Genomic DNA, 25508 nt, shown 5'->3' on the forward strand with positions numbered 1-25508 from the left:
AAACAGCTTTGGCAGCACAATCAGGAGACAATTCACGCGAACGTCCTTCGGGACTGATTGACAGTGAGCCGTTTAAACGGGCGACAACTGTATGCATGCGTGCAGTCTCGGGTGATCATGAGCTGGATGTGGTCTTCGGTGAAGACCGCCCCTCAATAGTGGGAGGACATGCAAGACTTCCCGAAATACCGCGCCACCCGACATATAATGATTTTGCTGTTACCCGTGGACTTGCCGATTCCATGGCTTTGCGTCAGGCCTGGCATGATAGTGAAATCCATTCCAATCTTGCTCCGCAAGTGCCCGAAGCACGTGCCGTCTATGATGCGGTCGAACAGGCCCGTGTTGAAGCAATCGGCACACTTGCCATGGAAGGCATGGCAGAAAACCTTGATGCGATGCTTGCCGATAAATACAAGCGGGCAAATTATCAGGCTATCACCACAAAAGAAGAAGCACCGCTTGAAGAAGCCTTGGCACTGATGGTGCGCGAGAAGATTACCGGCCGTAAACCACCTGAAGAAGCTGGTCCCGTCGTTGATTTATGGCGTGACTGGATTGAGGAAAAAGCCGGAACAGACCTCGATCATCTGGCAAAAAATGTCAATGACCAAGACAAATTTGCCCGCATCGTGCGTAATATGTTGGCATCCATGCAACTTGCTGACAGTCTTGAAGATAACGAGACTGATAGCGAGGGTGAGAACGAGGATGAAAACAACGAGCCTCAGGAAAACGAGGACGGCGATTCAAAAGAACAGGAAGGCTCCGACAAAACCGAAAGCGAGCCATCTGATGATGTTGATGAAAATGCCGAAGACGGAGACATGGAAGCATCCGATTCGGCAGATGATGATGGCAGCGATTCCGAAGAGATAGACACCGAACAGACCCCTGGTCAAACCAAACGCCCGCAACCGCCATTTTCCGATATGGACGAGCTTGGCGATTACAAAGTCTATACGCGCGAATTTGACGAGGAAGTCGAAGCATCCGAACTTTGTGACATTGAAGAACTCACAAAATTACGTGCGTTTCTTGATAAGCAGCTAACCAATTTGCAAGGTGCTGTCGGCAAGCTCGCCAACCGCTTGCAACGGCGCTTGATGGCGCAACAGAACAGGTCATGGAATTTCGACCTTGAAGAAGGCTATCTCGATTCGGCACGGCTGCCGCGTGTCGTTATCGACCCGACACAACCGCTTTCTTTCAAACAGGAGCGCGATACCGATTTTCGCGATACCGTTGTCTCGCTGGTCATCGATAATTCCGGCTCCATGAGAGGGCGCCCCATTACTGTTGCTGCAACCTGTGTCGATATTCTGGCAAGAACACTTGAACGCTGCGGCGTGAAGGTTGAAATTCTGGGCTTTACGACAAAAGCATGGAAAGGTGGCCAATCCCGCGAAAAATGGCTCGCCAACGGGAAGCCTGCCAATCCGGGTCGCCTGAACGATCTCCGCCACATTATTTATAAAAGTGCCGACACACCTTGGCGGCGCGCGAAGCGCAATCTCGGCCTGATGATGCGCGAAGGGCTGCTTAAAGAAAATATCGATGGCGAAGCTTTGATATGGGCGCACCAACGGTTACTTGGCCGGCGCGAATACCGGCGCATTCTGATGATGATTTCCGACGGCGCTCCGGTTGATGATTCCACACTTTCTGTCAATCCGGGTAATTATCTGGAAAAGCATTTGCGCGCTGTTATCGAAGAAATAGAAGCTCACTCGCCGGTCGAATTGATTGCAATCGGTATCGGTCATGATGTCACCCGCTATTATCAGCGTGCTGTGACAATTGTCGATGCGGAAGAACTTGCCGGCGCCATGACAGAACAACTTGCAAGCCTGTTTGACGAGAATGAATCCCGTAAAACTCGCTAACAGAACCTATCTTCTACTTGCTGCGGTTCCGTAATTTTTACCTCTTCAATCAGAATTTTGCGACAAACAATCACGCAATCACAGCGTCTTTGAATATCTTTGTTAAAACGTAACCGAGTTTTCGGAAATTTGCTTTAATTCCGCATTTTCCCAAACTGTTGCATGCCTATTATCCTGTTCATTTTCTTCTTTATTTGCTGGATTTTAAAAACCAAACAGGTAACTGCAGGAAGACAAACGGCTTTCAGCCTGATTTCTACGCATTAACGCAAAAATTTATCAAGACGAAAATGCCATCGGGATTTGCACTTCTGCTCTATCAAGCCATGACATTTTCTAGCGGAAGCGATGCAATATTCTCGAGGCTTTCATCCTAAAGATTCTTTTTGACTCTCATACCACGGCATAAGAACACCAATCCCGCAGTGAAACCCGACCATGCTGTTTAAACATGCGTTTCTCTAACCGATGAGACAATCATCAAATCGGCATTCTTTAAAAATTGGAAATCCGTTCTGTATCGGGTAGCAGCAGCACATTACTGTGCCGACCGCTTAAGAACCGTATATGCAACCTCGCGTCCGACTCAAGCCTTTATAAGCCCGCACTACGTTTGGGCCAGCAACATTTTAATTGTTGGGTTAGCCTTTTGGTGGAAAAGGATCATTACCGTAAGTATTCCGCTCACGGATTTTCCCATTTTCACCATGAATGAAAACCTCACTCCCTTGATTCTTTGCTATATTACGCGCAGCTTCGAAAGCTTCCTGCTGCGTGCGATGATGTGAAGTATCTCTGGAGTTCTTTTCACCACGCACAGCCCAACCGTCAGTTCGTTTAACTACGTGTTGATTTTTACCTGCCATGGGGCACCTATTAACAATTTTGACAATACTGCATGTATTACCATGGCATTCATTTCAATGTCAACATATTGATCTTTATTTTATATAAAAACACCATATGTAGTATCTAACCCACTTCATGGTTATGGATCAATTATTGGCAGTTAGGATGCATCATCATTAAATTATCGATTTCATCACCACCTCCATCTACTCGTCTGATAATGCGATGGACATCCTAATCATTGTTATCTCTGAAGATCTGGTGGCAGATCGGACATCAATGGCCCTGTCGCGCCCAAATTAATCTCAGTTTTCCTCGCTGCATTTACCTTCTTTCCAGCGCTTAACCTGCAGCTCTTCGAAGTACAACTCGTCAACCGGATCATATGGATTAGCCTCAGACCTGATTTTAATGTGACGTTTTATAGTGATATCTTTACAGGATACCAACCTTTGTAGGCCGTTTTCCGCATCGATACACTGGAATACCCAGTTCTCGCCACCTATCGAGTGACAATACTTCTGCTTCAGCCAGTATTTGTTGCAATTACCGTGCCGTCGACACGACCAGCGCCAGAGCAACTTCCAGACGCGATAGTCGATATAGCCAAACGTCTCTTTGGCAACAATATGACGATGATAATTTGTCCAACCCCGTAGTACCAGTACCGGTTAAGCTGTTTTATCAGGTCACCTTGTTTTGACGCCAAATTACGTTTCACTATCAGCCTGACTTTCTGGAGGTGGTTACGCAATCCCCTGGCAGCAGGCGTTATCAACATTTTGCCGCAGTACTTGCGCACGTTCTGCCTCAGAAAATCAAACCCTTCCGAAATATACGTTATCACCGGTTTTCCGGCACAAATTTCGCCACCGCTCAAAAAGCCTCAACAGATAGGTTTTTTGCAATATAAAAAACCTGTTATCTGCCCCGCTCCCGTTAAATAATTTTATTGATTTTTACATCAGATATATCAATAATCGACCAATTTCTAACTTGAATATCTGTCTTTCATTTATCAATCAATCCGTTTTTATCGGGGAAGTTTTTCGAGGGGAAGAAGAACGGGGAGGAGAACAACCATGACGGAATTACGCGCCACACCTAAAGTCCGCAGAAGACAAAATACGACGCTTCTCATGCTGGTTCTGATCGGAACCATCAACTATATCGACCGTTCGACGCTTTCAATAGGTAACACATTGATCCGTCAGGACCTTGGCTTATCCCTGACCCAAATGGGATGGCTGCTTTCCGCGTTTTTATGGGCTTATGCAATTTCACAATTACCTTGTGGACTTCTCGTCGATAGATTCGGAGCGCGCCGCGTATTAGGAATAGGCTTATTTATCTGGTCACTTGCCCAGGCATTGTGTGGTATGGTTTTCAACTTCTTCCAATTCATCATTGCCAGAGTATGTCTGGGCATGGGTGAATCACCAATGTTTGTTTCAAATGCACGCGCTGTACGTGACTGGTTCCCTCTCAGTCAGCGGGGAAAACCGACAGGTATCTATAATTGTGTTTCAACATTGGGACCGACTGTGGCACCGCCTCTATTAACAGCATTGATGTTGAATTTCGGCTGGCGTTGGATGTTCATCATCATGGGTATTGTCGGTATTATTGTTTCAATAATCTGGTTCATCATTTATCGAGATCCTCACCACACGGATCTCATAGAAGAAGAAAGAAACTACCTTGTAGCGGGCGAAGAAAATGAACCTGAAAGCACCACCGATTTTGCCGAATGGATAGGTCTATTCCGCTTTCGTGTAACATGGGGACTGATGTTGGGGTATTTCGGCACCATCTACCTCATGTGGCTATTTATGACATGGCTTCCGAGTTATCTTGAAATGGAACGCGGCATGAGTTTGCAAAAAACCGGTTGGGTCGCGGCCATTCCCTATGCTTTCGGCATAATCGGCAGCATTGGAACAGGTTATATTGTTGATTGGGCTTCCTCGAAAGGCATAACTCCGGTTGAAGCCCGCCGGTATATTGTATCATTCAGTCTTGTCATAATGTCGGTTTTCACCTTTTTATGTGCATTAACAGCGAGCAATGTTTTAGCCGTTATTTTTATTTGCATTGTTATGTTCGGTGTGGGTTCGGCTACAGCAATGGCTTGGGCTATGGTCTCTGTTTTGGCAGCCCGAAGTGTTACCGGTTCGCTGGGCGGCATAATGAGTGCCTTCGGTTATGTGGGGGGTGCACTGGCACCTACTGTGACCGGTTATATTGCACAATTTACAGGAAGTTTTATTCCGGCGCTTTTGGTTGGTTCATGCATCGGCATTCTGTCAGCTATGATCTACCTTTTCTTCTTGCCAAAAACCGCTTTGACGGAGGAAGATATCGGGCGCAAACACTGACCGGTTGATCAGATAATGCCAATTTTTCTTTTCTTTGGTTCGGAATTATTTGGTTTTGAACGATTTCGCTTATTTGAAATCGAATCTCATACAGAAATATTATTTTTCGGAAAATTGACCGGGATATTCTATTTATGAAACAATTCTACTCGTATATCACAGTAGTACAAAAAGAAGCGATAGCTGATTGATGGGGAGGATAATAAGATGACAAAAAGCATTAGAACGATTGTTAAAGAAAAGGGCCATGTTTTTTCGGCATGGAGTAATTTTACCGATCCTGTTGCAATATCCGCATTGGCCGAAACAGATTTTGATGCAATCGTTTTTGATATGCAGCATGGCGCACATGATGAAACGAGCATCATTACAGCTATCGATCGTGCAAAATCCCGTGATAAAACGACAATTGTGCGCATTCCCGTCAATCGTTTCGATACGGCAAGCCGTGCCTTGGACTTCGGCGCCGATGCAATTATTGCACCAATGATAAACTCTGCCGAACAAGCGCGTAAATTGATCGAATTTGTAAAATACCCACCTCTTGGTCAACGTTCGTTCGGAGCGTTACAACCAAATACCAGTTTTGGTGCTGTTGGCAGTGGCAATTATTTCAGCGGCTGTAATCAACATGTCACAATTTTCGCCATGATCGAAACGCGTGAGGCTTTCGCAAATCTCGACGAGATCTTGACCGTTCAGGGATTGGATGGTGTTTTCGTTGGTCCTTTTGATTTTTCGGTCGGCTGGAGTGGAGGAAAAGAGGCTAACCCTTCAAGTCCTGAAATAATAGAGCCATTGACAACGATTGCAGAAAAAGCCCGTGATGCGCATCTAATTGCCGGAGTTTATTGCCCGAACAGCACATTTGCCAAACGTTATCAGTCACTCGGTTACCAGTTCATGACATTGAGCAATGACAAAGCAATGATTGGCGAAGCCGCCCGAACCATTCTTAATCAAATGGCTTGATCGCCTTTTTCGTGAACTTTTCCATGATAGATGTCCGGCATGAAGATTGCCAGAATGGCACCATATGGCAAAAGCATAAAAACGCCCATAAACAGTTTCACGCAAAAATCGCCGCATGACAATGAAAGCCAGACCGGTATCTCAAGCCCCATCAGGTTTGTCATAGTCGGAATCGAGCTATCGCTGTAACCGGTCAATTTATCGATAAACGAAAAATGGCTGGAAAAAGCGACCGCGAAGAACCACACGGTATCAAGTGCCGAGCCGGTAATTGCAGCTGCAAGCGGCGCAATCCACCAGGTTTTGCGCCGCAATGGATTGAACACCAGAATATCCAGCAATTGTGCAAAAAGAAAAGCCGTTCCCGAGGCAATTGCCAATCGAGGGCTTGCAAGAATCCACGAAACAGCAAGACCGGCAATAAAACCGGCATAAACAATACGTCTTGCAGCATGGGGGCCGTAACGACGATTCGTCAGATCGTTGATGAGAAAAGCAAATGGATAGGTAAACGCGCCATAGGTCAGAAGGTGTTCTAATCCGAACCAGTGAAACGGATATTGCACCAGAACATTGGATGCCGTCACCGCGAGGCACATTGCAAAAACTGCAAAAATAAGATGCTGGGTCTGTTTCATTTTTTTACCCTGGGTGATGGAACCAGAAAAAAGGGCCGAAAATCGGCCCTCAAGACGAATCGTTTATTGAAAAAAATCAGGCTGCTGTTTCAGCGAGCTTCTTTTCAATCTGACGCTTCAACAAGCGGGCCCGTTGCGACAATTCCTTGTCACCGGACTTCAAAAGAAAAGCATCAAGACCACCGCGATGTTCAACCGAACGTAAAGCATTTGCTGAAATGCGCAAACGATAGCTTTGTTCGAGAGCATCCGAGATCAATGTAACATTGCAGAGATTTGGCAAAAAACGGCGACGCGATTTGTTATTTGCGTGGCTGACATTATTGCCATATTGGACTGTTTTTCCAGTCAATTCGCAGGCGCGGGACATAGGTTTCACCTTTAAATTCTAATAGAAGCAACCGACAAGCATGTTAAATTTCCAATGAACACGCGCATAGATTAGCTTCCCAAAAATTGGTAAGTTGCGTTTCTATAGGGGGCTTGGATGAAAAGGTCAAGGGTTTTCATGTGATAGACGAAAGTTAAAACGTAAGAAATCTGTTTTTTTAATCGGGATATGCTAAAAGCAATACCATGATGAGTGATATAAAAACCGATACTCCCCGTTCCCGTGGCCGTTCCCCTATATTTCTGGGCATTTTCGGCTTCCTGTGTCTATTCTTTTTTTGTGCCTTTTCAGCATTGGGCGTCTGGCAGGTCGAGAGACTCGGCTGGAAAGAAAATCTGATTAAAAATGCCAATGAACGCATCCACCTTGCGCCAATTGCTGCACCAGCAAAAAGTGAATGGGGAAAGGTAACATATGATAATGACGAATACCGCCCTGTCACACTCACCGGCCGTTTTTTGAATGATAAAGAAGTTCTGGTAACTGCTGTCGCCGATGAAGACACCGGTTATTGGGTGCTGACCCCCATGGAAACAGAAGACGGGGCAATTACTTTCATCAATCGGGGATTTGTCCCCATGGATAAGCGCGATCAACGATCGCGTAAAGCCGGCATAATTGACGGGGAAACAACTGTAACGGGTCTTTTACGCATGAGTGAAGGTGGCGGTTTTTTCCCGCGCAAAAATAATCCGGATAGTAATTTGTGGTATACGAGGCAATTGCCCGCTATGGCAAAGAAAGTCGGGCTTGATGACGTTGCCCCATATTTCATCGATGCCGACAGAACACCCAATAAAGGCGGTTTACCAATTGGTGGTTTAACTGTAGTCAGCTTTCCGAATAATCACTTGAGCTATGCTATTACTTGGTTTACTTTGGCCGCCGGTGTATTTGCAGCATCAATATTTTTAATTATTTCTGAAAAGCGGCGGCGGCGTGGTATCGTTTATGAATAAAGCAACAGGAATCGGTTTTCTGGCAATCCTCATGTGGTCGCTTCTTGCGACCTTGACCGCTTTTTCCGGAAAAGTTCCGTCTCTCCTGTTGACATCCATGACATTTCTCATCGGCACAATTCCGGGGGTGGTGATCTGGATCAAACATCCTCAAACATTGAAAGATTTAAAACAACCCCTCGTCGTCTGGGTGGTGGGCATCGGTGGCCTGTTCGGCTACCACTTCCTTTATTTCACAGCGTTGAGAAATGCGCCGCCTGTTGATGCAGCATTGATCAATTATTTATGGCCTTTGCTGATTGTGCTCGGTTCTGCACTCATGCCGGGTGAAAAATTGCGCTGGTTCCATGTTCTCGGTGCTTTATTGGGCTTTTCCGGAATGGTGCTGGTCATCGCCGGAAAAGGCGGATTTGTTATTGATGAAAAAAACATCTATGGCTATCTCGTTGCATTGGGAAGTGCTTTTGCATGGGCGGCCTATTCACTTCTTTCACGTCGATTGTCAAAAGTTCCAACAACAGTCGTGGCAGCCTTTTGCCTTGTAACATCTATTTTGGCATTTCTTTGCCACTTCATTTTTTCAGAACCCTTCATTTTGCCGGGGACCGGCACACAATGGCTATCCGTTCTGTTATTAGGTCTCTTTCCTGTCGGACTGGCTTTTTACTGTTGGGATTTTGGTGTCAAAAGGGGCAATATCCAGCTTTTAGGCGTTGCAAGTTATAGTGCACCTTTGCTTTCCACGCTTATCATGGTGGCAACGGGGCTTGCAGAGCCGTCATGGCGTTTGTTGGCGGCATGTCTACTCATCACCGGCGGTGCTGTCCTTGCTTCAAAAAATCTGATTTTCAAATCGAAATTGCAACCGGTTTCCGAATAGAAGAAAACGATCTTCATCAATCATCATCATTCCTTTTTTGGGGAGATCATTTCACTATTATCGAAATCAAATTTTATAGTTCTCGAAAAAAATCCTGCATACGCTCAAAATCTACCACCCTGTAAAGTTCGTCGAAAACAATTTCTATTAAAGCAATATAATCGAAAAAATCGTTTTCTAATAATCCCTTAAAGATTTACATACACAAAGTTATAAACAACATTTTTAACACCATAAAAACCGGTTTTGGCTTTGCTATTTTATTTTAAAATTTCTAAATATATTTCTTGAAGAAACTTTTTTTCGCCCCTTTTCTTTTTTGATCTTTTATCATATTGATATTTTTGAATTGGAACACAGCCACTTCACGAAATTACCGGAACGAAGCTGATAAACGGGTGCTAATAATTTTATGTGCTCAATTGTTTGCTGGAAAATCGTTTTCGGGTATTCGAATTCAGTGAGGCGAATTTGATCAAGCGAATGCGGTGGTGCGAACACGAACAACCAGATAACGCAGGTAAAAGCAAACGGAAGGAATAAACATGGTTTATGGAGTTTTCCTTTCCTTTGCATCTTATGCCGCCTACGCGATCAGTGATGCTTGTGTCAAATTTATTGATGGTGCACTTCCCCCTTATGAAACGGCTTTTTTCGGAGCTTTAATCAGCATTATTGTCATTCCGTTTTTGAAAAACCGTGACAATAAATGGATAGACATTATTCGTTCACAAAACTGGCCAATGTGGTTTTTGCGCACAATATCGGGCGCATTTGGCGTTATTGGCAGTGTGACGGCCTTTACACATTTATCAATGGCAGAGGCATTTACACTCATATTTTTACAGCCTTTGTTTGTCAGTATTCTTTCCATGATATTTTTAAAAGAAGCCATCGGGTGGCGGCGTTGGTTGGCCATCATTATCGGCTTTATCGGTGTACTTGTCGTTTTGCGACCAGGTTTTCGCGAGCTCAATATCGGACATGTGGGAGCTGTTTTTGCCGGTTTGAGCGGTGCTATTTCCATTATTATTGTCCGCCATATGGGAGGACGTGAAAAACGCATCACACTCTATTCCAGCGGAATTATCGGTTCGATTGTTATTTGTGGTTTATTGAGTTTACCAGGCTATATCGAACCGCATAACTTCGAATGGCTTTATCTTGCCGGTTATGGATTATTTGCAGCTCTTGGCGCGCTTTTCCTCATGGCTGCGGCTCGTCGCGTTCCCGCCATTGCAATTGCTACCCCGCAATATAGCCAGATGATCTGGGCTATCTTATTCGGCTACTTCATTTTCAACGATCATCTCGATCTTCCCATGATCATTGGCATTATCCTGATCATGGCTTCGAGTCTGTTAACTTTCATGCGTGAAAAACATCACAGTACTCAAACCACACCACAAAAAGCCACGCCATAAAATACTTAAATCCATAAAATCAGTTCCTTTCCCCTGCCCGACTGAATTTTCATCGATCGAAAAAGAACCCGTGAAAAAATAAAAAAGCCTAATGTGAAGAAAACTTCGCTGGCAAGCCCGAGAAGAAATCTCGCAAGTTTTCAGCGTGCTATAAAGCGAGCAATCGCCGCAATCAATGAACCGATGGCGAGACACGTCTTTTAATATAGGAATGCTTTGCGACCGGATTGCTGTATTGTTCTAAAAGACTGAAATAGAGCTTTGAAATAAAACGCCTTGTTTGCGGGGGGTGGGCAGCAGAGATTACAAAAGAAAAGCCCCAAAGGAAGAAAATAAAAAACGCTTGGCTTAAGGGAGCAGGCAGCAGACGTTACAAAGGGAGGAAATAAAAAACGCCTGCTGCGGGAGGGAGCAGCAGACGTTACAAAGGGAAAGCCTCAAGGGAAGGAAAGGCTTTCCACACAGAGCCCGAGGGGGAAGGCTCTGTGAGCTTTTAGCGTGCTGTACGGCGAGCAATCGCCGCAATCTCTGAACGGGTAATGCCTAGATCGTTTAGCTCATGAGCAGAAAGACGGCTCAATTCATTATAAGTTGTACGATAACGGCGCCATTTATTAAAACTACGAAGAAGATTCATGACACTCACCTGATTTATATTATTATGTTTGAATTTGTTGAGGCGTATATAAGCCTGACTTTATTGATTGAGGAGTGACAAGATTGCATAGCTGCTGTGCAACGTTTAAGCAATTTGCGTATTTTTTAGTCACAATTCATTAAGAATTGTCCGCCTTTTGCCTCATTCCATGACATTTCGCCTTATTTACGAAATAAATCTTCGTTTTTTGCCATAATTCCTGCCAAAAATTTCATGGAAATTGTATTAAATTAATCCAAATTACAAATTTGAAAGAACGAAATTCTAGTTACCTGTGCAAAATAACTTGTAAGTTAACGATATTTTCTACAAAATTTCATAAATCATGGTTAATTTTTCGTTTAGAGTAATTCCTATCACGAACTTGAAATATATTGTCGGCATAAGCAAATAATTTTTGACGAGCGCTATTGTTTATTCGCGCGATCGTTTGCGATCTCGAAACTGTCTTGGCCAAGAAACCCCTGATCTGTTTCAATGAATCGCGGCATATCGATTGCAATTGTGAAACAAGAATTTGCTGTGCGATACGCCTCATAGACATAATGCTGTTTGAGAAAAGTGGACAGTTTTGTAGAAATCTCCGGTAAATCTATCAAAACATTGCTTAGCCGGTTTTAAAAATATTTTTGCTGAAATAATCGCTATTTTTCTCCGATGCCTCCGTTTTGAAGCTTGATCAACGTGGCCTCTGATCACTTCCGGAAAGTATCGGAAACAACGATAGCTTTAAAAAAGCTGCCGGAACTCATTCGGCAGCTTTTGATTAAAATTGCACTTTTTATTTTTAACCACTTATTCAGTGACGGAAATGCCGCATGCCGGTAAAGACCATAGCGATGTTGTTTTCGTCAGCTGCTGCAATCACCTCGTCGTCGCGGATAGAACCGCCGGGCTGGATGACCGCTGTTGCACCCGCTTCAACCGCCGACAATAATCCATCAGCAAACGGGAAGAAAGCGTCGGAGGCAACAACCGAACCTTTGGTCAAAGGCTCGCTTATCCCTGCAATTTTAGCTGCATCAAGCGCTTTATGCGCAGCGATACGGGCTGAATCCACACGGCTCATCTGACCGGCACCAATGCCGACTGTTGCATTATCCTTCACATAGACAATGGCATTTGATTTGACGTGTTTGGCAACCTGAAACGCAAATTTGAGATCGCGCATTTCCGCTTCGGTCGGTTGACGTTTTGTAACTACCTTCAATTCGAGATCGTCAATTACACCATTGTCGCGCGTCTGAACCAACATGCCACCAGATACGGTTCTCATTGTCAAACCGGGAGCGCGCGGGTCAGGCAGACCACCGGTAATCAGAAGACGCAGATTCTTCTTCTTGGCAATAATTTCGCGGGCTGTTTCTGTAGCGTCCGGTGCGATAATAACTTCGGTAAAAATTTTGGTAATTTCGGTAGCGCAATCTTCGTCAAGCGGACGGTTAAGCGCGATAATACCACCAAAAGCCGAAACAGAATCACAAGCCAAGGCTTTGAGATAGGCTTCTTTCAACGTTTTGCCTTTGGCAACCCCGCAAGGATTGGCATGTTTGATGATAGCGACTGCAGCAGTCTTTTCCGGATCGAATTCGGCCACCGTTTCAAAGGCTGCGTCCGTATCATTGATATTATTATAGGAAAGCTGTTTTCCCTGTAAAACCTGCGCGGTTGATACACCAAAGCGCTTTTCACCGGTCAGATAAAAACCCGCCTTTTGATGCGGATTTTCACCATAGCGCATGATTGTTTCGAGCTCGCCGCCAATTGCACGCCATTTCGGCGTATCAATTTCAAGCTTCTCGGCAAACCAGTTCGATATTGCTGCATCATATGAAGCTGTACGGGCAAAAGCACGGGCAGCCAGCATACGGCGGAAAGAAAGCTTCAAACTGCCTTCATTTTTATCAAGTTCAGCCAATACCAGATTATAATCATCCGAATCTGTCACAACTGTAACATAGGCATGGTTTTTTGCGGCCGCGCGAATCATTGCCGGCCCCCCAATGTCGATATTTTCGACAATGGTTTCATTATCGGCACCGGAAAGTCTTGTTTCCTCGAACGGATAAAGATTGACAGCAACAAGATCAATGCCGACAATTCCGTGTTTTTTCATTGCGGCCTGATGTTCGGGATCATCACGGATTGCTAGTATGCCTCCATGAATTGCCGGATGCAGAGTTTTGACCCGACCATCCATGATTTCCGGAAAACCGGTAACTTCGGAGACATCTTTGACAGGCAAACCGGCTTCAGCCAAAGCCTTTGCAGTACCGCCTGTCGAAATAAGCTCGACGCCATATTCATGAAGTCGCGTCGCAAAGTCGATAAGACCGGTTTTATCCGATACGGAAATAAGAGCCCGACGCACCCGAAGCAAATCGGGCGCGGGAATGTGTTTCGATGTCACAGTCATAGTATTGTTCCTGAAATTTACGCAGAAGAAATAACCTTAACTGCCATAGCACAGGAAGTTGGAAAAAACACGCTGTGAATAGAAAAGTGAACGGTTTTGACTTGAAACTTTTAGATAAGCTCTTTTCGAACTATCTTCATTTTCAGGTCAAATACTTAGCTTGCACCGGTAATACGTGTAAAACGCCAACGGACTTTTTCGGTGAGAACCGGCCGAAAATTCAAGACAATCTGCCGTGTCCTTTTGGGGCCGCTTGCATCTGCAAAGTCGATTGAATCTTCAAGCTGGATATCGGCATCGGGAGAAATAAAATTCCACACGTCTCCCTTCAAAACTTCCAGACGCAAGCTGTTCCCATCATGGCTCACCTCGACATGCGGATGAAGATGGAAACGCACCGCTACATTGTCACGACCATCGCTCTTGATGGATTTGCCGGCAGGAGCATAGAAGGAATCGTAACCGTCGATAATATTGCCATTGGATGTAAGCAGCAATCCACGTTCGTGAATCATATTGAATGATCCGACGTAACCGTTATGACTTGCGACAAAACCGATACGATCCGGTTCTTCAACCCGCTTTATATTGACAATTGTCGGGCCGCTTATGAGTGCGGCACGGGTTTTGCCTTTCCGCTTATAGAATTTACCGGAAGAGGTATCATTCAATGTTGCAGTCGAATGGGCTGCGGTTGCCCGCGCCATCAAAGCATAATCGGCCGGTCCATAAGGGTCGATTCCTGCATTGATAATAAACCTGTCAGCACCCGAGGACATTTCGAATGAAAGACAGCCTGCGGCCGCCTGATAGGAAACCTGACGCGGCGGTATGGTTCCGGTATCGGCAATGATGGTTGTGTTATTGGCATAAAGTCTTTGATAGCCGGAATAGGGAGCATGTGAAAAAGGCATACCGGCTGTCTCGTCGAGTTTTAAAACAACTGCCAGCCGTTCCGGCAAAACCGGTCCGACACCGTTAAAATGGGCAAGCGTCTGATCCTGATGAACAAAAAACCGCAAAGCCGGTAACATGCGTTCAACCGAATCAACCAATATTCTGGGTGCAGTCTCTTTGCTATGGGCATAAAGGTGACGCAATGCGATAAGATCGGTCAAAAGCGAAAGCAATGTTGCAGGATTGCGTGAAATATGCCCGCCATCCGGCAATATTTGTCGGGTCAAAGAGCGGGTAAGCTGTGCCTGTGCTGCCTTCTTCATTGAAGGGGACACCGGTAAACAAATGGACGCAAAGCATAACGCCGTTGCCGCCTGAAGACGGTTTTCATCCTCGTCCATATTGCGGATAGCCGTTCTTAGAAACCGTGCATGAAAACCCAATGCACGCATGAAACGACGTTCGAAATTTTCATTTGCTCCATCAAGCAACATTCGTGCATGGCAAAGCCAGGAAATCAGTCTTCGTGCCGCAACATCGGGATACCAGGCAGGCCCTTTGACATGTTTTCCGGATTGTTCAAGCCAATCATTGAGCAAAGAACGGGCATGGGCATTGGCAAGAGGAGTGCGTGCCGCATCAAGATGCCGGAGCCAGCTGAAATCGTTAAGTGCCGCTTCCCAGGCCGGCGTTGGTGGCTCGATCGCAAAAGGAGAGATTGACCCTGTCTGCACAATTCGTCCGGCAAGTGCGAACCGGCCATGATAGAATTCATGCGCCATTTCCGGATCGGCCAAATGAAGATCGACCGGTTCGGCCAGAATGCGCTGCGGACGAAAGCCGGAAAAACGCCAACGGAACAACGGCCCCACACACACACGCCGCAACACACGCATCGCAGCATAAAGCGCCGGCGATGTTTTATATTGCTGATCAACTGTAGTGGACACGATCGGAACTCCAAGAAAACAAACTTGAGTGTATTTTCTTTGATTAAGGTGAATGATTGGTTAATTTTGGTAAAAAACTCGCAATAGACCATCGCGATCAAATGAAATTATTATCATCTATTTTTGGAAAAAAGCTGAATTACTCTCCCCGTTTCAAACGTTCAACCTTGAAATATCGGCATTAAAAATTCCGGATTCTGCCCATCAGCAATTTAAAATTCACAAAACAAATTTTCAAAAAACTGAAGGTGTCATAGCCTCATTTCTCTTTTGTCAGAATATACCGGAGAAGCCGAAAAAATAGCGAAGTTGCGAAAAGCTTAAGCAATACGTTTGAATCTCGCAGCAAAAAAGCCGTCCATACCCGATAATGAAGGTGTTTGTCCTTCAAGATCGGCAGGAGTTGTCCGCAAAACTCCGTTTGATAAAAGCTCCTTTCTTCCCCCCACTTCCTCGTCACGGATTGGCACGAGCTTGATGTCATTGCGGCTTGAGAGAACATTATTGACGAGCTCTTCACCTTCCTGTCGGGCAATCGAACAATTTGCAAAGACAATCAAACCGCCAATTTTGACAAGCGAAATGGAAGCGACAAGAAGTTCAAGCTGTAATTTTGCAAGTTTTTCAACGTCACTAATATCTTTTGTCCATAAAATATCGGGATGTCTTCTGATTGTTCCGGTCGACGAACAGGGAGCATCAAGTAAAACAGCGTCGAAAAGCTCTTGCGGTTTGAAATCTTCGAGATTGCCAGCCCATGTTGCAACCTTCAAATTAAGCCGTTCCATATTGCGTTGTAAACGTTTCAAGCGGTTTGCCGAAAGATCGATTGCTGTCACATGGGCGCCCTGAATGGCAAGTTCTGCCGTTTTTCCGCCGGGTGCCGCACATAAATCTGCAACAGCTTTATCTTTAATATTGCCGAGCAAACGGGCGGGAAGAGAGGCAGCGACATCTTGCACCCACCAGTCCCCTTGCTGATAACCTTCAAGATCGCTTACCGCCCCTTCGACATGTTCAAGCCGGACTGTGCCATTAAAGAGAACATGCCCGCCAAGTTTTTCCGCCCAAATTTCTGGGGTGCTTTTGACGGTAATATCAATTGCTGGTTCATTTGCCTGTGCGGCCAATATTTTTGCCGCCTTTTCGCGACCATAGTTTTCAACAAGCATTTCCGAAAACCATGCCGGAATATTTTCCGTGGCCGGGCTTTGCGCCCGTTCCTTATCGGCATTGCGGGCAAGTTTTCGCAAAATCGCATTGACAAGGCCGGAAAAACGCTGATTGCGCGGGTCGCTTTTAGCGGCCGTGACTGCAAGATCAATTGCCGCATGGTCGGGAACGTCAAGATAGAGCACTTGTGCTGCCGCAACATGGAGAAGATGCCTTAACGACAGGGCATTTTGCGGCAAAGGCCGATCAAGATAAGACTTAAAGATTCTTTCAATATCGGCACGATGGCGAAGTGCTGCCCCCAAAATGGCGCGCACCAGCATACGATCGCGCATTTCAAGTGCCAAATATTGAGGATGCCCGTGCTCATTATCAGTGAGACCATCAAGCGAAGTCTTTTTGTCAACCACTGCCGAAAGAAGGCGGGCTGCGGCCTGTCTTGCCGGAAGTCCCGGAACAGGCACTGCGGATTTTTTTTCTGACAAACCGGATTGATCTATTTTACGTTTAGTTGCCAATATCGACTCGTTATGACCATGGACCTTTCGGCGTGTTATTGCGCATCCATGACGGACGTTCAACAGTGCGGCGCAGATTTTCCCATGGCGAACCGCTTGTTGTCGTAATATTCATTTCCTCGGCCTGTTTACGCAAGGCTGCAATACGATTTTCTGTCGAGGGATGGGTCGAAAAAAGATTATCCGCCCCGCTGCCATTCAGGGGATTGATGATAAACAAATGTGCTGTTGCAGGATTATGCTCTGCTTCCTCATTGGGGATAGTTTCAACACCTCGGGCAATTTTGTTCAAAGCCGAAGCAAGCCATAGCGGATTTCCGCATATTTGCCCACCGCGTTTGTCGGCCGCATATTCACGTGTTCTGCTGATCGCCATTTGCACAAGCATTGCAGCAAAAGGCGCCACGAACATCGCAATAATTGTACCGATAATACCCGATGAATTGGAATTGCCATTGGAATCACGGTTACTGCTGCCGAAAAACAACGCGAAATTACCAAGCATCGAAATGGCACCGGCAATCGAAGCGGTAATCGTCATTGTCAGCGTATCATGGTTTTGCACATGTGACAGCTCGTGCGCCATGACACCGGCCAGTTCTTCCGGACTAAGCGCATTCAACAGGCCGGTTGTGGCTGCAACAGAGGCATGTTCGGGGTTGCGGCCGGTTGCAAAAGCATTGGGCTGAGCATCATCAATCACAAAGACTTTCGGTTGGGGAAGACCGGCTTTTTTGGCAAGATCACTGACAATCCGGTAATATTGGGGGGCGCTCCGCTCATCAACCTGACGAGCGCCATACATATTCAAAACCATTTTATCCGAATTCCAATAGGAAAACAGATTCATTCCGGCTGAAACGAGAAATGCGATCACTGCGCCATTACTGCCGCCAATCAGGTAACCGACGCCCATTAACAGTGCCGTCATGAAAGCAAGAAGCATGGCGGTACGCATAAAATTCATTGTCAACAACTCCGATATAACGCATATTTGTCCTTATATGATGGTGAATATTTCCGTTTTCTTCAATGGAAGACCTATGAAAAATGACTGACAAACAACAAGAACAAAATATAGAGAATAAAAATTCCGTAAAAAAAGAACTTCCGCCTGCTGCACAAAGAGCACTGAAAGAAGCCGAGGAACGGCGTAAAAAAGCCAAAAAAACCGATGCGCCGAAGGAAATTGGTGGCCGTGGTGGTAACGACCCTTCACGTTATGGAGATTGGGAAATAAAAGGGCGGGCTATCGACTTCTGATTTTTGAAAGCTCGTTCAAATAAACCTCGCTTTATTGAACGACTAAGCCTGTTTCAAGCGACATTGATTTGCTTTGCGCGATATTGCTTAACAAGACTACTCTTTTAATATGTGTCGCAATAATATGTTACATCATTTTTTCAAAACCGGCTTTTACAAGCTGTTGTTTTGCGTTTCACCGATTTTTATTTCAAGCTTGAGTTCATAAGAAAAACATTTTCCCGTAATGATGTTCCTGTCATTATTTCCATTCTGTAATGGACAATATAGAAAGCTTTCCCGCCTTTCCGGTTTGATCGGACAGGCTCTGGCACTTTTTTAAAAAGCTTTTCTCGTTGCATGCCACAGATAGTTGATCGTAAACCGGTCGTCTGCCGGATGAAAACCATTGCTGCACTGAATTTCAGCTACAAAGTTATACCCCGAGATAAAAATGGAGAATGTAAAAAAACAACCTATTCTACGCTTATGCGTCACACAAAAATTCCAACAAAAAACGGGCATCAAATGCCCGTTTATTGCTTTCTTTTCCTGACTTATCAAAAGTCTCGAAAATTTGTGTTTTTAAAATCTTATTCTGTCGGCTGGGCTGCTTCCTCAGCAGGAGCAGCAGCGGCAGCTTTAGCTTCTTCTTCAGCCTGTTTGGCAGCAGCAATACGTTCCTGAGCTTTTTTGCCGGGCTGCGCTTTATTCGGATTGTTGCGGGGCTTGCGTTTGAAAAGACCGGCAGCATCAAGGAAACGTGCAACGCGATCTGTCGGCAAAGCGCCATGTCCGAGCCAATATTGAATGCGCTCGTTATCCATCTTTACGCGATCATTCTCGTCGGCAAGCATCGGATTCCAGAAACCGACACGTTCGATAAACCGGCCATCGCGCGGGCTGCGGATATCGGCGATAACGATATGATAGTAAGGACGCTTTTTTGAACCTGCGCGTGACAGACGAATTTTCAACGACATGTTTTATCTCCTATTGTCGGTTTTGGCTTTTTACCAATGGGGTTGCCGCCGGCCTTTTCCTGTTCCGGCAGAATTGTTTCCTTATTTCGAATTCAGTTTCAAAGCCGTCGCTTCGTGGTGACGAATGACTTCCTTGACGATGAAATTTAAAAATTTTTCCGCAAAATCGGGATCAAGATGGCTTTCTTCAGCAAGCTTACGCAAACGTTCGACCTGCCGTTTTTCGCGTGACGGATCGGCAGGCGGAAGGCCATATTTTGCCTTTAATACTCCCACAGCTTTGGTGCAGCGGAACCGTTCGGCAAGGATATGCACAAGTGCGGCATCAAAATTGTCGATTGATTCACGAAGTTGCAAAAGCTCTTCAGGAATTTTTGTATCACTCATAATCTTCAACGTTTCTTCGTTTTTCAATGCTTCTTCGGCAGACCTGGAAGCCCCGGAAATTTGGTTCCACTTGAAGGTAGTCCGGGCAATCCCCCGCCACCAAGACCGGGAAGCTTGTTTCCAAGGCCTGCACTTTCAGCCTGTTTCTGAATTTTTTCCAATTGCTTGGGATCCATTGACGAAAGGTCGGGAAGACCACCACCCAAACCGCCAAATCCCAATTTGGCGCCAATGCCACCCATCATCTTCTGCATCAGACCACCTTTGCCCTTGCCGCCCATCATTTTCATCATGTCGGCCATCTGGCGATGCATTTTAAGAAGCTTGTTGATGTCGGCCGCATTGGTACCCGAACCTTTGGCAATGCGCTGTTTGCGGCTATGTTTCAAAAGATCGGGATTGGCACGTTCTTCTTTGGTCATGGAAGAAATAATGGCCAATTGCCTATTAAAGAGATTGTCATCAAGACCAGCAGCCGCAATCTGGTCTTTCATTTTTCCGATGCCCGGCATCATGCCGAGAATGCCGCCCATGCCGCCCAATTTTTTCATTTGCTTGAGCTGTTCGGCCAAATCGCTCAGGTCGAATTTGCCCTTCTGCATTTTTTTGGCAAGTGCGGCGGCTTTTTCCTGATCTATCGTTTCGGCAGCTTTTTCAACCAGCGAAACAATGTCGCCCATACCAAGAATACGATCGGCAATGCGGCGCGGATGGAATTCTTCCAGCGCTTCCATTTTTTCGCCGGTTGCAATGGCCTTGATCGGCTTGCCGGTCACGGCACGCATTGAAAGGGCAGCACCACCGCGCCCGTCACCATCCATACGTGTCAATATGATACCGGTAATGCCCACACGCTCGTCAAATGAACGGGCAAGGTTGACAGCATCCTGACCGGTCAGACTATCGGCAACAAGCAATATTTCATGTGGTGCGGATTTGGCCTTGATGTCGGCCATTTCGACCATAAGCGGCTCATCAATATGGGTACGACCGGCAGTATCGAGAATAACAACATCCTGACCGCCAAGTTTTGCAGCCTGAACAGCACGGGCAGCTATTTCAACCGGTGTCTGGCCGGCGATGATCGGCAATGTCGGCACATGAATCTGTTCACCGAGCTGGCGCAATTGTTCCTGAGCCGCCGGACGACGTGTATCAAGAGAAGCCATCAGAACTTTTTTGTTCTGCTTTTCAGTGAGACGTTTGGCAATTTTTGCCGAAGTTGTCGTTTTACCTGAACCTTGCAGGCCGACCATCATGATAACAACCGGTGAGGGTGCATTGAGATCAATAGAAATGCCTTCTGTGCCAAGCATTTCCACCAACTCGTCATGAACGAGTTTGACAACCATTTGCCCCGGTTTGATTGATTTGAGCAAATTGGCACCAACCGCTTTTTCACGGACACGGTCGGTAAAGGAGCGCACAACATCAAGTGCAACATCGGCTTCGATCAGCGCACGACGAACCTCACGCAGAGCGGTTGCAACATCCTGCTCCGACAAGCTTCCCCGCCCTGTCAGATTGTTCAGAATAGTGCCCAGACGTTCCTGTAAGGAATCAAACATTGTCTACCTCTTTAATAAGCCAACAAACCCGAACCAAACGAAACACCCACCCGAGGGCGCATCGCGCTGTCGGATGTTGACCTCCGGGATCTCTTTATACCGTTACGGGTCCCGGTCGGTGGCTCCAAGTCTGATAAGCTTGTCGCAGATTTAAAGCGTCTTAAAACAGCAAAAAGAACCTTTTGTCAAGGTTGAAGCGTCAAGGCCAAAGCATATTCTGTAACTATAATATATAATAATGTGTAATCCCACTTGGTTTCGGGGGCAACTTGTTATAAGCGATAAACAACATTTTACCCGCAAAAGGTCAGGTTTTTGAGAAGGAACAGCTCGAATGTTTTGTAAAAGCGCGATAAAGGCCGGTTTTATCGGCTTGGTATTTGCCGCAACCACAGGAGTTGCCCTTGCAGCTCCAAAATGCGGAAGTACTTCGGCCGGTTTTGAAAACTGGGTAGAGGCAACCAAGCAGGAAGCAGCAGAAAACGGAATTGGCAAACGTGGCATAGCCGCTTTGAACAATGTGCATTATGCACAAGCAACCATCAATGCAGACCGTGGTCAGAAAAGTTTCAAACTGAGCCTTGACCAATTCATGAAGAAACGCGGTTCATCAACCATTGTTGCCCGTGGCAGAGTGATGAAAAAGCAGAATGCGGCACTGTTTGACCGGCTCGAGAAAAAATACGGCGTTGCATCCGGTCCGGTGATTGCCATTTGGGGCATGGAAACGAGTTTCGGTTCCTATATGGGGAAACAACATACGCTGTCAGCCGTTGCAACATTGGCTTATGATTGTCGACGCAGCGCCTTTTTTACCGACCAGCTCTATGCCGCTTTAAAGCTGATTGACCGCGGAGATTTTGACCCGAATTCTATCGGTGCCATGCATGGCGAAATCGGGCAAACCCAATTCTTGCCGAAAAACGTTCTGCTTTATGGCGCCGATGGTGATGGGAACGGTCATATCGACATGATCAATTCTAAGGCTGATGCTCTTGCTTCAACATTCAATTTCCTACGCAATCACGGTTGGCAACCGGGACAGGGTTATCAACCCGGAGAGCCCAATTTTGCCGCCATTCAAGGTTGGAATGATGCAAGCGTTTACCAACAGTCGATTGCCATTATGGGCAAACAGATAGATGGTAATTGATAAAACAACCGACCGTGAAATTACGGTTGGAATTTTCCGTGCCTATAACCGTTAAAAGTTATGGCCCGTTATTGCTTCAATATTTTAAAAAAACCGAAAAAGCCTGTTTGATTGACGGGCTTTTTTTCTATGAAAATTTTTGTTGGACGATAAACACTATGTCGACGGATTAATCGTCAGCCCGAATAAAGTCGCCGGTGCGGCGATCCATAATCCATAATTCGCCTGTCGCAATATCGAACCACGCTCCATGGAGAGCAAGCTTTCCTTGATCTTCACGCCGTTTTATCCATGGAAACGTGCGCAAATTATTTATGGAATAGCGGATGGAAATGCGCTCCAATGCTGTTTGACGTTCACTTGACGTCATCAATGTATTGGTTGCAACAGCTTCGGCAGCCGGCGTCAAAAGCCCCATCCACTTACCGATAAAATCGACAGAAGAAAGCGGCTTGCCATCAAGATCAAGTGCACTCCTGATTCCTCCGCAACGGGCATGACCGAGTACAACAATGTTTTTGACTTTTAATGACTGGACAGCAAACTCCAACGCTGCCGATGTTGCATGATATTCTTTATCGGGATGAAATGGCGGAACAAGATTGGCCACATTGCGCATAACAAATATTTCGCCTGGATCCGTATCGAAAATTGTCTCGGGCGCAGCGCGTGAATCGCAGCAGGCTATAACCATTGTCTCAGGTTTTTGGCCTTCATAAGCCAATTGCTTATAGCGCTCGCGTTCCTGAACAAGCCGCGTGTTCATGAACACATGATAGCCTTTTAAAAGCTTTTCGGGAAAATCTAACATAAAATGATCACTTGACAATTACTTGGGCAGCTTTCGCGTATTCCACGCTTTTTATTTGTTTTTTGCCACTTCCGCCATATCTTTGAGATAACGCAGCGTAACGCGCTCGTCGAGCGTGCCAAGGCGATGAAGCCCGCTTTCAAGCATCAGCTCATAACCATTGTGCCTCGTTGTTTCCATGAGCATAGTGTAAACAGAAGCGGTAGCAAAACGGAGAGCATCTTCTTCATTGTCACCATCAAGAATACGGGCAAGAAAAAGTGCAGCCGTCAGATCACCGAGACCATTGACCGGATCTTTCACCAAAGGGTGTTCGGCAAGCAGAATGGATTTATCTGTTACAAGCAGATTGCCGGTAGCATTTTTTAAAAGTGGCCATGCAGAAGTGACAAGAGTTGTTTTGCAACCCGTTTTTCGTGCGGCTTCAATAATCTCGTGATTGGTCTCAAGTTTTTTCGACACAATCCATTCAAGTTCCGACCGGTTAGGTTTGAGAATATCGGCAAGCGGCAACAGTTGTTCGACTGTTTCTTTGGCAATGTCTTCCCCGACATAAAGCCCGCCTTCGTCCCCCAGAACAGGATCGCAAAAATAGATTAGATTCGGGTTTTTCTGCTTGAGCGTTTTGATGAGATCGGCGGTAATTTTGATCTGTTCGGCACTTCCGAAATAACCGGTCATAACGGCTGCAATCTCTCCCACCCACTTCGAGCGGATAATATCATCAGCCCAAGCCTTGAAATCCGCAACCGGAACAATGAGACGATGGGATGGCCCATGGCGTGGTTGCCATGTCATACTGACGGTCAGCATATCCCATACAGCATATCCCATTTGTTCAAGAGCATTGACACTCACGCGCGTTCCAACCGAACCGCGAATAACGTGGCTTGAAATAACAAGAACAGATTTTCCAGAATTGCTCATCAACAATGCCTTTTTCATAAAACAAGTTATTATTTAAAACCTGTTGCCCCTCCTCACAAGTGCGAAAGTGATGATTGATGCCAAGAATATTCTGCCCGATAGAACCGGAGTGAAATCCTTGGGCAAGTTAAAGACACGTCTTAAATAGCATTAGTCGAGTGTCGTCGGATTTATTCGTTTCTTTTTCACAAACTATTGTTTTTTAATTGAAAAAATAATTTCAAATAAAATTTTCAAGCTCATTTTAAAACGAATAATTCCGGTTTAAAGCGCGAAAGCTGTGAAGAAAACTCGTCTTCAATGATAACGAATTTTTGCGGCTTAAATGCACCTGTCAAAAATCTTAAAATTCAAATCGGATTGACGTGACCGATTTTGAAAAAGCCTAATCGGACTTCTCCGTTTTTCACTGATAGTTGCAGCACGGGATCTCCTTTGTCGTTTTTTGGCATGGCGCTTAACGCAAAAAAGATTGTTTTGAGATTGTCGGCCTGAGAAGGAAATGCATTGCGTGCTGTTTGTAACAGCTTGTTCTGGTCAATGATCGTGATATCCAGTTTTGCATTGAGATAACCGTCATCGTTAAACGAAAATGGTCCCGCGACGGTCATCGCCCCACCTGATGCAAATTGCACGGTCGACGGCTTCAAATTGCCTTTATGTCCGCGCAACCGTTCGACAAGATTATTTGCTGTTTCATCCGCCTCGAAAAGTGAAAAAGCCTCCTCGAGTAACCATTTGATATCCCCGCTCATTTCCGGCATTGGTGTATTTTCATGCGGAATTTTCAATGGCAGATTAAGTTCTTCGAAAGTCAGTCGTCCATCGAGATTACTGTTCAGTCCATGGGCGTCAAGTCGCAAGAATTTCGCGGTCGCTTTGTCAAACATGCCACGGGGGTCGACACCGAGTTCGATATTTTCCGTTCGCAAACTCAAGGCATCGGGAATAGTCCGGCTGATATCCGTTTCGAGCTTCATATCGCTCCACTTGGCGCCAATTGGGACAAAACCCGGCAATTCGAGAGAAACGGGCGCAGCGAGTGATAGTTCAAGCCAGTGTGGTGCATAAATGGGCGCACCGGCGATTATTTTTTCACTCGAAAACGCAAAGCCTTTCATCAATTGTTGTAAATTGACCTTATCACAGGAAACACCAATTCTGAGCGGATAGCCTATTTTATGCATGTTTTCACATGAAACAACAAACCCGTTTTCATTATAGGCTGCCAAGTGCTCGAAGACGCGTCTTTCGACTTTTTGCGCCAGATAATACCAGATGACCGAATAAAGGATAATGATCAGAACAACTATAAAAATACTCCATTTGAGACATTTATGATTGCCTGATTTGGAGTGGGACACAAAGTCGGATGAGGTCATCTTTCGGTTTTCTCGCATTTTCCACAAAGACCGGTGCACTGATCATAGAGAATAAAGCTTTATATC

At 45.7% G+C, this 25508-nt stretch carries 25 protein-coding genes; 8 read left to right on the plus strand and 17 right to left on the minus strand.

Annotated features, from left to right (window positions below; genetic code table 11):
• Positions 1 to 8: 8 nt before the first annotated feature.
• The gene (gene cobT, locus BBC0178_RS11125; protein ID WP_078040198.1) at positions 9 to 1886 is read left to right on the plus strand and encodes a cobaltochelatase subunit CobT; all 1878 of its coding nucleotides are present in this window, start codon (positions 9 to 11) and stop codon (positions 1884 to 1886) included.
• A gap of 641 nt (positions 1887 to 2527) precedes the next feature.
• Here cobT and BBC0178_RS11135 read toward each other — a convergent pair.
• From BBC0178_RS11135 to BBC0178_RS12090, 4 genes are all read right to left on the minus strand, one after another.
• Positions 2528 to 2752, minus strand: coding sequence for a DUF2188 domain-containing protein (locus BBC0178_RS11135; RefSeq protein ID WP_078040200.1), 225 nt, complete (start codon positions 2750 to 2752; stop codon positions 2528 to 2530).
• Positions 2753 to 2885: 133 nt separating this feature from the next.
• The gene (locus BBC0178_RS12365) at positions 2886 to 2957 is read right to left on the minus strand and encodes a hypothetical protein (protein ID WP_149867527.1); all 72 of its coding nucleotides are present in this window, start codon (positions 2955 to 2957) and stop codon (positions 2886 to 2888) included.
• Between the two features lie 83 nt (positions 2958 to 3040).
• Positions 3041 to 3364, minus strand: coding sequence for a group II intron maturase-specific domain-containing protein (locus tag BBC0178_RS12370; protein WP_225868377.1), 324 nt, complete (start codon positions 3362 to 3364; stop codon positions 3041 to 3043).
• Complete coding sequence (locus tag BBC0178_RS12090) at positions 3262 to 3537, minus strand: hypothetical protein (protein WP_225868321.1); 276 nt, start codon at positions 3535 to 3537, stop codon at positions 3262 to 3264. Before BBC0178_RS12090 ends, BBC0178_RS12370 begins: the two co-directional genes overlap by 103 nt.
• Before the next feature lie 280 nt (positions 3538 to 3817).
• Here BBC0178_RS12090 and BBC0178_RS11145 point away from each other — a divergent pair, with 280 nt between their 5' ends.
• A complete protein-coding gene (locus BBC0178_RS11145) occupies positions 3818 to 5113 on the plus strand; it encodes an MFS transporter (protein ID WP_078040202.1) in 1296 nt (431 codons plus the stop codon).
• A gap of 207 nt (positions 5114 to 5320) precedes the next feature.
• Positions 5321 to 6085, plus strand: a complete 765-nt coding sequence (locus tag BBC0178_RS11150; protein ID WP_077973186.1) for an HpcH/HpaI aldolase family protein — start codon at positions 5321 to 5323, stop codon at positions 6083 to 6085.
• Here the strand turns inward: BBC0178_RS11150 and BBC0178_RS11155 are convergent.
• Both BBC0178_RS11155 and rpmB read right to left on the minus strand, forming a co-directional pair.
• Positions 6073 to 6723: a queuosine precursor transporter gene (locus BBC0178_RS11155; RefSeq protein ID WP_078040203.1), complete on the minus strand. Its 651-nt coding sequence runs from the start codon at positions 6721 to 6723 to the stop codon at positions 6073 to 6075. The genes BBC0178_RS11150 and BBC0178_RS11155 overlap by 13 nt on opposite strands.
• Positions 6724 to 6799: 76 nt before the next feature.
• Positions 6800 to 7093, minus strand: coding sequence for a 50S ribosomal protein L28 (gene rpmB / locus BBC0178_RS11160; protein WP_077973192.1), 294 nt, complete (start codon positions 7091 to 7093; stop codon positions 6800 to 6802).
• A gap of 209 nt (positions 7094 to 7302) precedes the next feature.
• Between rpmB and BBC0178_RS11165 the strand changes: the two genes are divergently transcribed.
• From BBC0178_RS11165 to BBC0178_RS11175, 3 genes are all read left to right on the plus strand, one after another.
• Positions 7303 to 8073, plus strand: coding sequence for an SURF1 family protein (locus tag BBC0178_RS11165; protein ID WP_077973671.1), 771 nt, complete (start codon positions 7303 to 7305; stop codon positions 8071 to 8073).
• A complete protein-coding gene (gene yddG, locus BBC0178_RS11170) occupies positions 8066 to 8953 on the plus strand; it encodes an aromatic amino acid exporter YddG (RefSeq protein ID WP_078040204.1) in 888 nt (295 codons plus the stop codon). The genes BBC0178_RS11165 and yddG overlap by 8 nt, the downstream gene beginning before the upstream one ends.
• Positions 8954 to 9498: 545 nt before the next feature.
• Positions 9499 to 10377 (plus strand): DMT family transporter, encoded by an 879-nt coding sequence (locus BBC0178_RS11175; protein WP_078040205.1) that lies wholly within the window; start codon positions 9499 to 9501, stop codon positions 10375 to 10377.
• 493 nt (positions 10378 to 10870) lie between these two features.
• On the opposite strand, the gene BBC0178_RS11180 is transcribed toward BBC0178_RS11175, so the two are convergent.
• From BBC0178_RS11180 to htpX, 5 genes are all read right to left on the minus strand, one after another.
• Positions 10871 to 11014, minus strand: coding sequence for a DUF1127 domain-containing protein (locus BBC0178_RS11180; protein ID WP_077973196.1), 144 nt, complete (start codon positions 11012 to 11014; stop codon positions 10871 to 10873).
• Between the two features lie 820 nt (positions 11015 to 11834).
• Positions 11835 to 13451, minus strand: coding sequence for a bifunctional phosphoribosylaminoimidazolecarboxamide formyltransferase/IMP cyclohydrolase (purH, locus tag BBC0178_RS11190; RefSeq protein WP_077973197.1), 1617 nt, complete (start codon positions 13449 to 13451; stop codon positions 11835 to 11837).
• 155 nt (positions 13452 to 13606) lie between these two features.
• Positions 13607 to 15244 carry a heparinase II/III family protein gene (locus tag BBC0178_RS11195; protein ID WP_078040471.1) on the minus strand — a complete coding sequence of 546 codons (1638 nt, stop codon included), beginning with the start codon at positions 15242 to 15244 and terminating at the stop codon, positions 13607 to 13609.
• 374 nt (positions 15245 to 15618) lie between these two features.
• Positions 15619 to 16989, minus strand: coding sequence for an RsmB/NOP family class I SAM-dependent RNA methyltransferase (locus tag BBC0178_RS11200; protein ID WP_149867491.1), 1371 nt, complete (start codon positions 16987 to 16989; stop codon positions 15619 to 15621).
• A 10-nt stretch (positions 16990 to 16999) separates the two neighbouring features.
• Entirely contained in the window at positions 17000 to 17956 is a 957-nt protein-coding gene (htpX, locus tag BBC0178_RS11205) for a zinc metalloprotease HtpX (RefSeq protein WP_078040208.1), read from the minus strand.
• A gap of 83 nt (positions 17957 to 18039) precedes the next feature.
• Here htpX and BBC0178_RS11210 point away from each other — a divergent pair, with 83 nt between their 5' ends.
• On the plus strand, positions 18040 to 18252 hold the full coding sequence (locus BBC0178_RS11210) for a DUF1674 domain-containing protein (RefSeq protein ID WP_077973200.1): 213 nt from the start codon (positions 18040 to 18042) through the stop codon (positions 18250 to 18252).
• A 572-nt stretch (positions 18253 to 18824) separates the two neighbouring features.
• Here BBC0178_RS11210 and rpsP read toward each other — a convergent pair.
• From rpsP to ffh, 3 genes are all read right to left on the minus strand, one after another.
• A complete protein-coding gene (gene rpsP, locus BBC0178_RS11215; protein WP_077973205.1) occupies positions 18825 to 19214 on the minus strand; it encodes a 30S ribosomal protein S16 in 390 nt (129 codons plus the stop codon).
• A gap of 81 nt (positions 19215 to 19295) precedes the next feature.
• Positions 19296 to 19601, minus strand: coding sequence for a chorismate mutase (locus BBC0178_RS11220; protein ID WP_078040472.1), 306 nt, complete (start codon positions 19599 to 19601; stop codon positions 19296 to 19298).
• A gap of 23 nt (positions 19602 to 19624) precedes the next feature.
• Positions 19625 to 21169, minus strand: a complete 1545-nt coding sequence (gene ffh / locus BBC0178_RS11225) for a signal recognition particle protein (RefSeq protein ID WP_078040209.1) — start codon at positions 21167 to 21169, stop codon at positions 19625 to 19627.
• 334 nt (positions 21170 to 21503) lie between these two features.
• On the opposite strand from ffh, the gene BBC0178_RS11230 reads away from it, so the two are divergent.
• Positions 21504 to 22322 carry a lytic murein transglycosylase gene (locus tag BBC0178_RS11230; RefSeq protein ID WP_078040210.1) on the plus strand — a complete coding sequence of 273 codons (819 nt, stop codon included), beginning with the start codon at positions 21504 to 21506 and terminating at the stop codon, positions 22320 to 22322.
• A gap of 169 nt (positions 22323 to 22491) precedes the next feature.
• Here the strand turns inward: BBC0178_RS11230 and BBC0178_RS11235 are convergent, their stop codons facing one another.
• The 3 genes from BBC0178_RS11235 to BBC0178_RS11245 all read right to left on the minus strand — a co-directional run bounded on the left by BBC0178_RS11235 (position 22492) and on the right by BBC0178_RS11245 (position 25442).
• Positions 22492 to 23133, minus strand: a complete 642-nt coding sequence (locus BBC0178_RS11235) for a carbonic anhydrase (protein ID WP_077973215.1) — start codon at positions 23131 to 23133, stop codon at positions 22492 to 22494.
• Positions 23134 to 23184: 51 nt separating this feature from the next.
• Positions 23185 to 24060, minus strand: coding sequence for a pyridoxal kinase (gene pdxY, locus BBC0178_RS11240; RefSeq protein WP_188317736.1), 876 nt, complete (start codon positions 24058 to 24060; stop codon positions 23185 to 23187).
• Positions 24061 to 24410: 350 nt separating this feature from the next.
• Complete coding sequence (locus tag BBC0178_RS11245) at positions 24411 to 25442, minus strand: DUF2125 domain-containing protein (protein ID WP_188317737.1); 1032 nt, start codon at positions 25440 to 25442, stop codon at positions 24411 to 24413.
• Positions 25443 to 25508: the final 66 nt, after the last annotated feature.

Source organism: Ditibartonella apihabitans, from assembly GCF_002007485.1.
GTDB lineage: Bacteria > Pseudomonadota > Alphaproteobacteria > Rhizobiales > Rhizobiaceae > Bartonella > Bartonella apihabitans.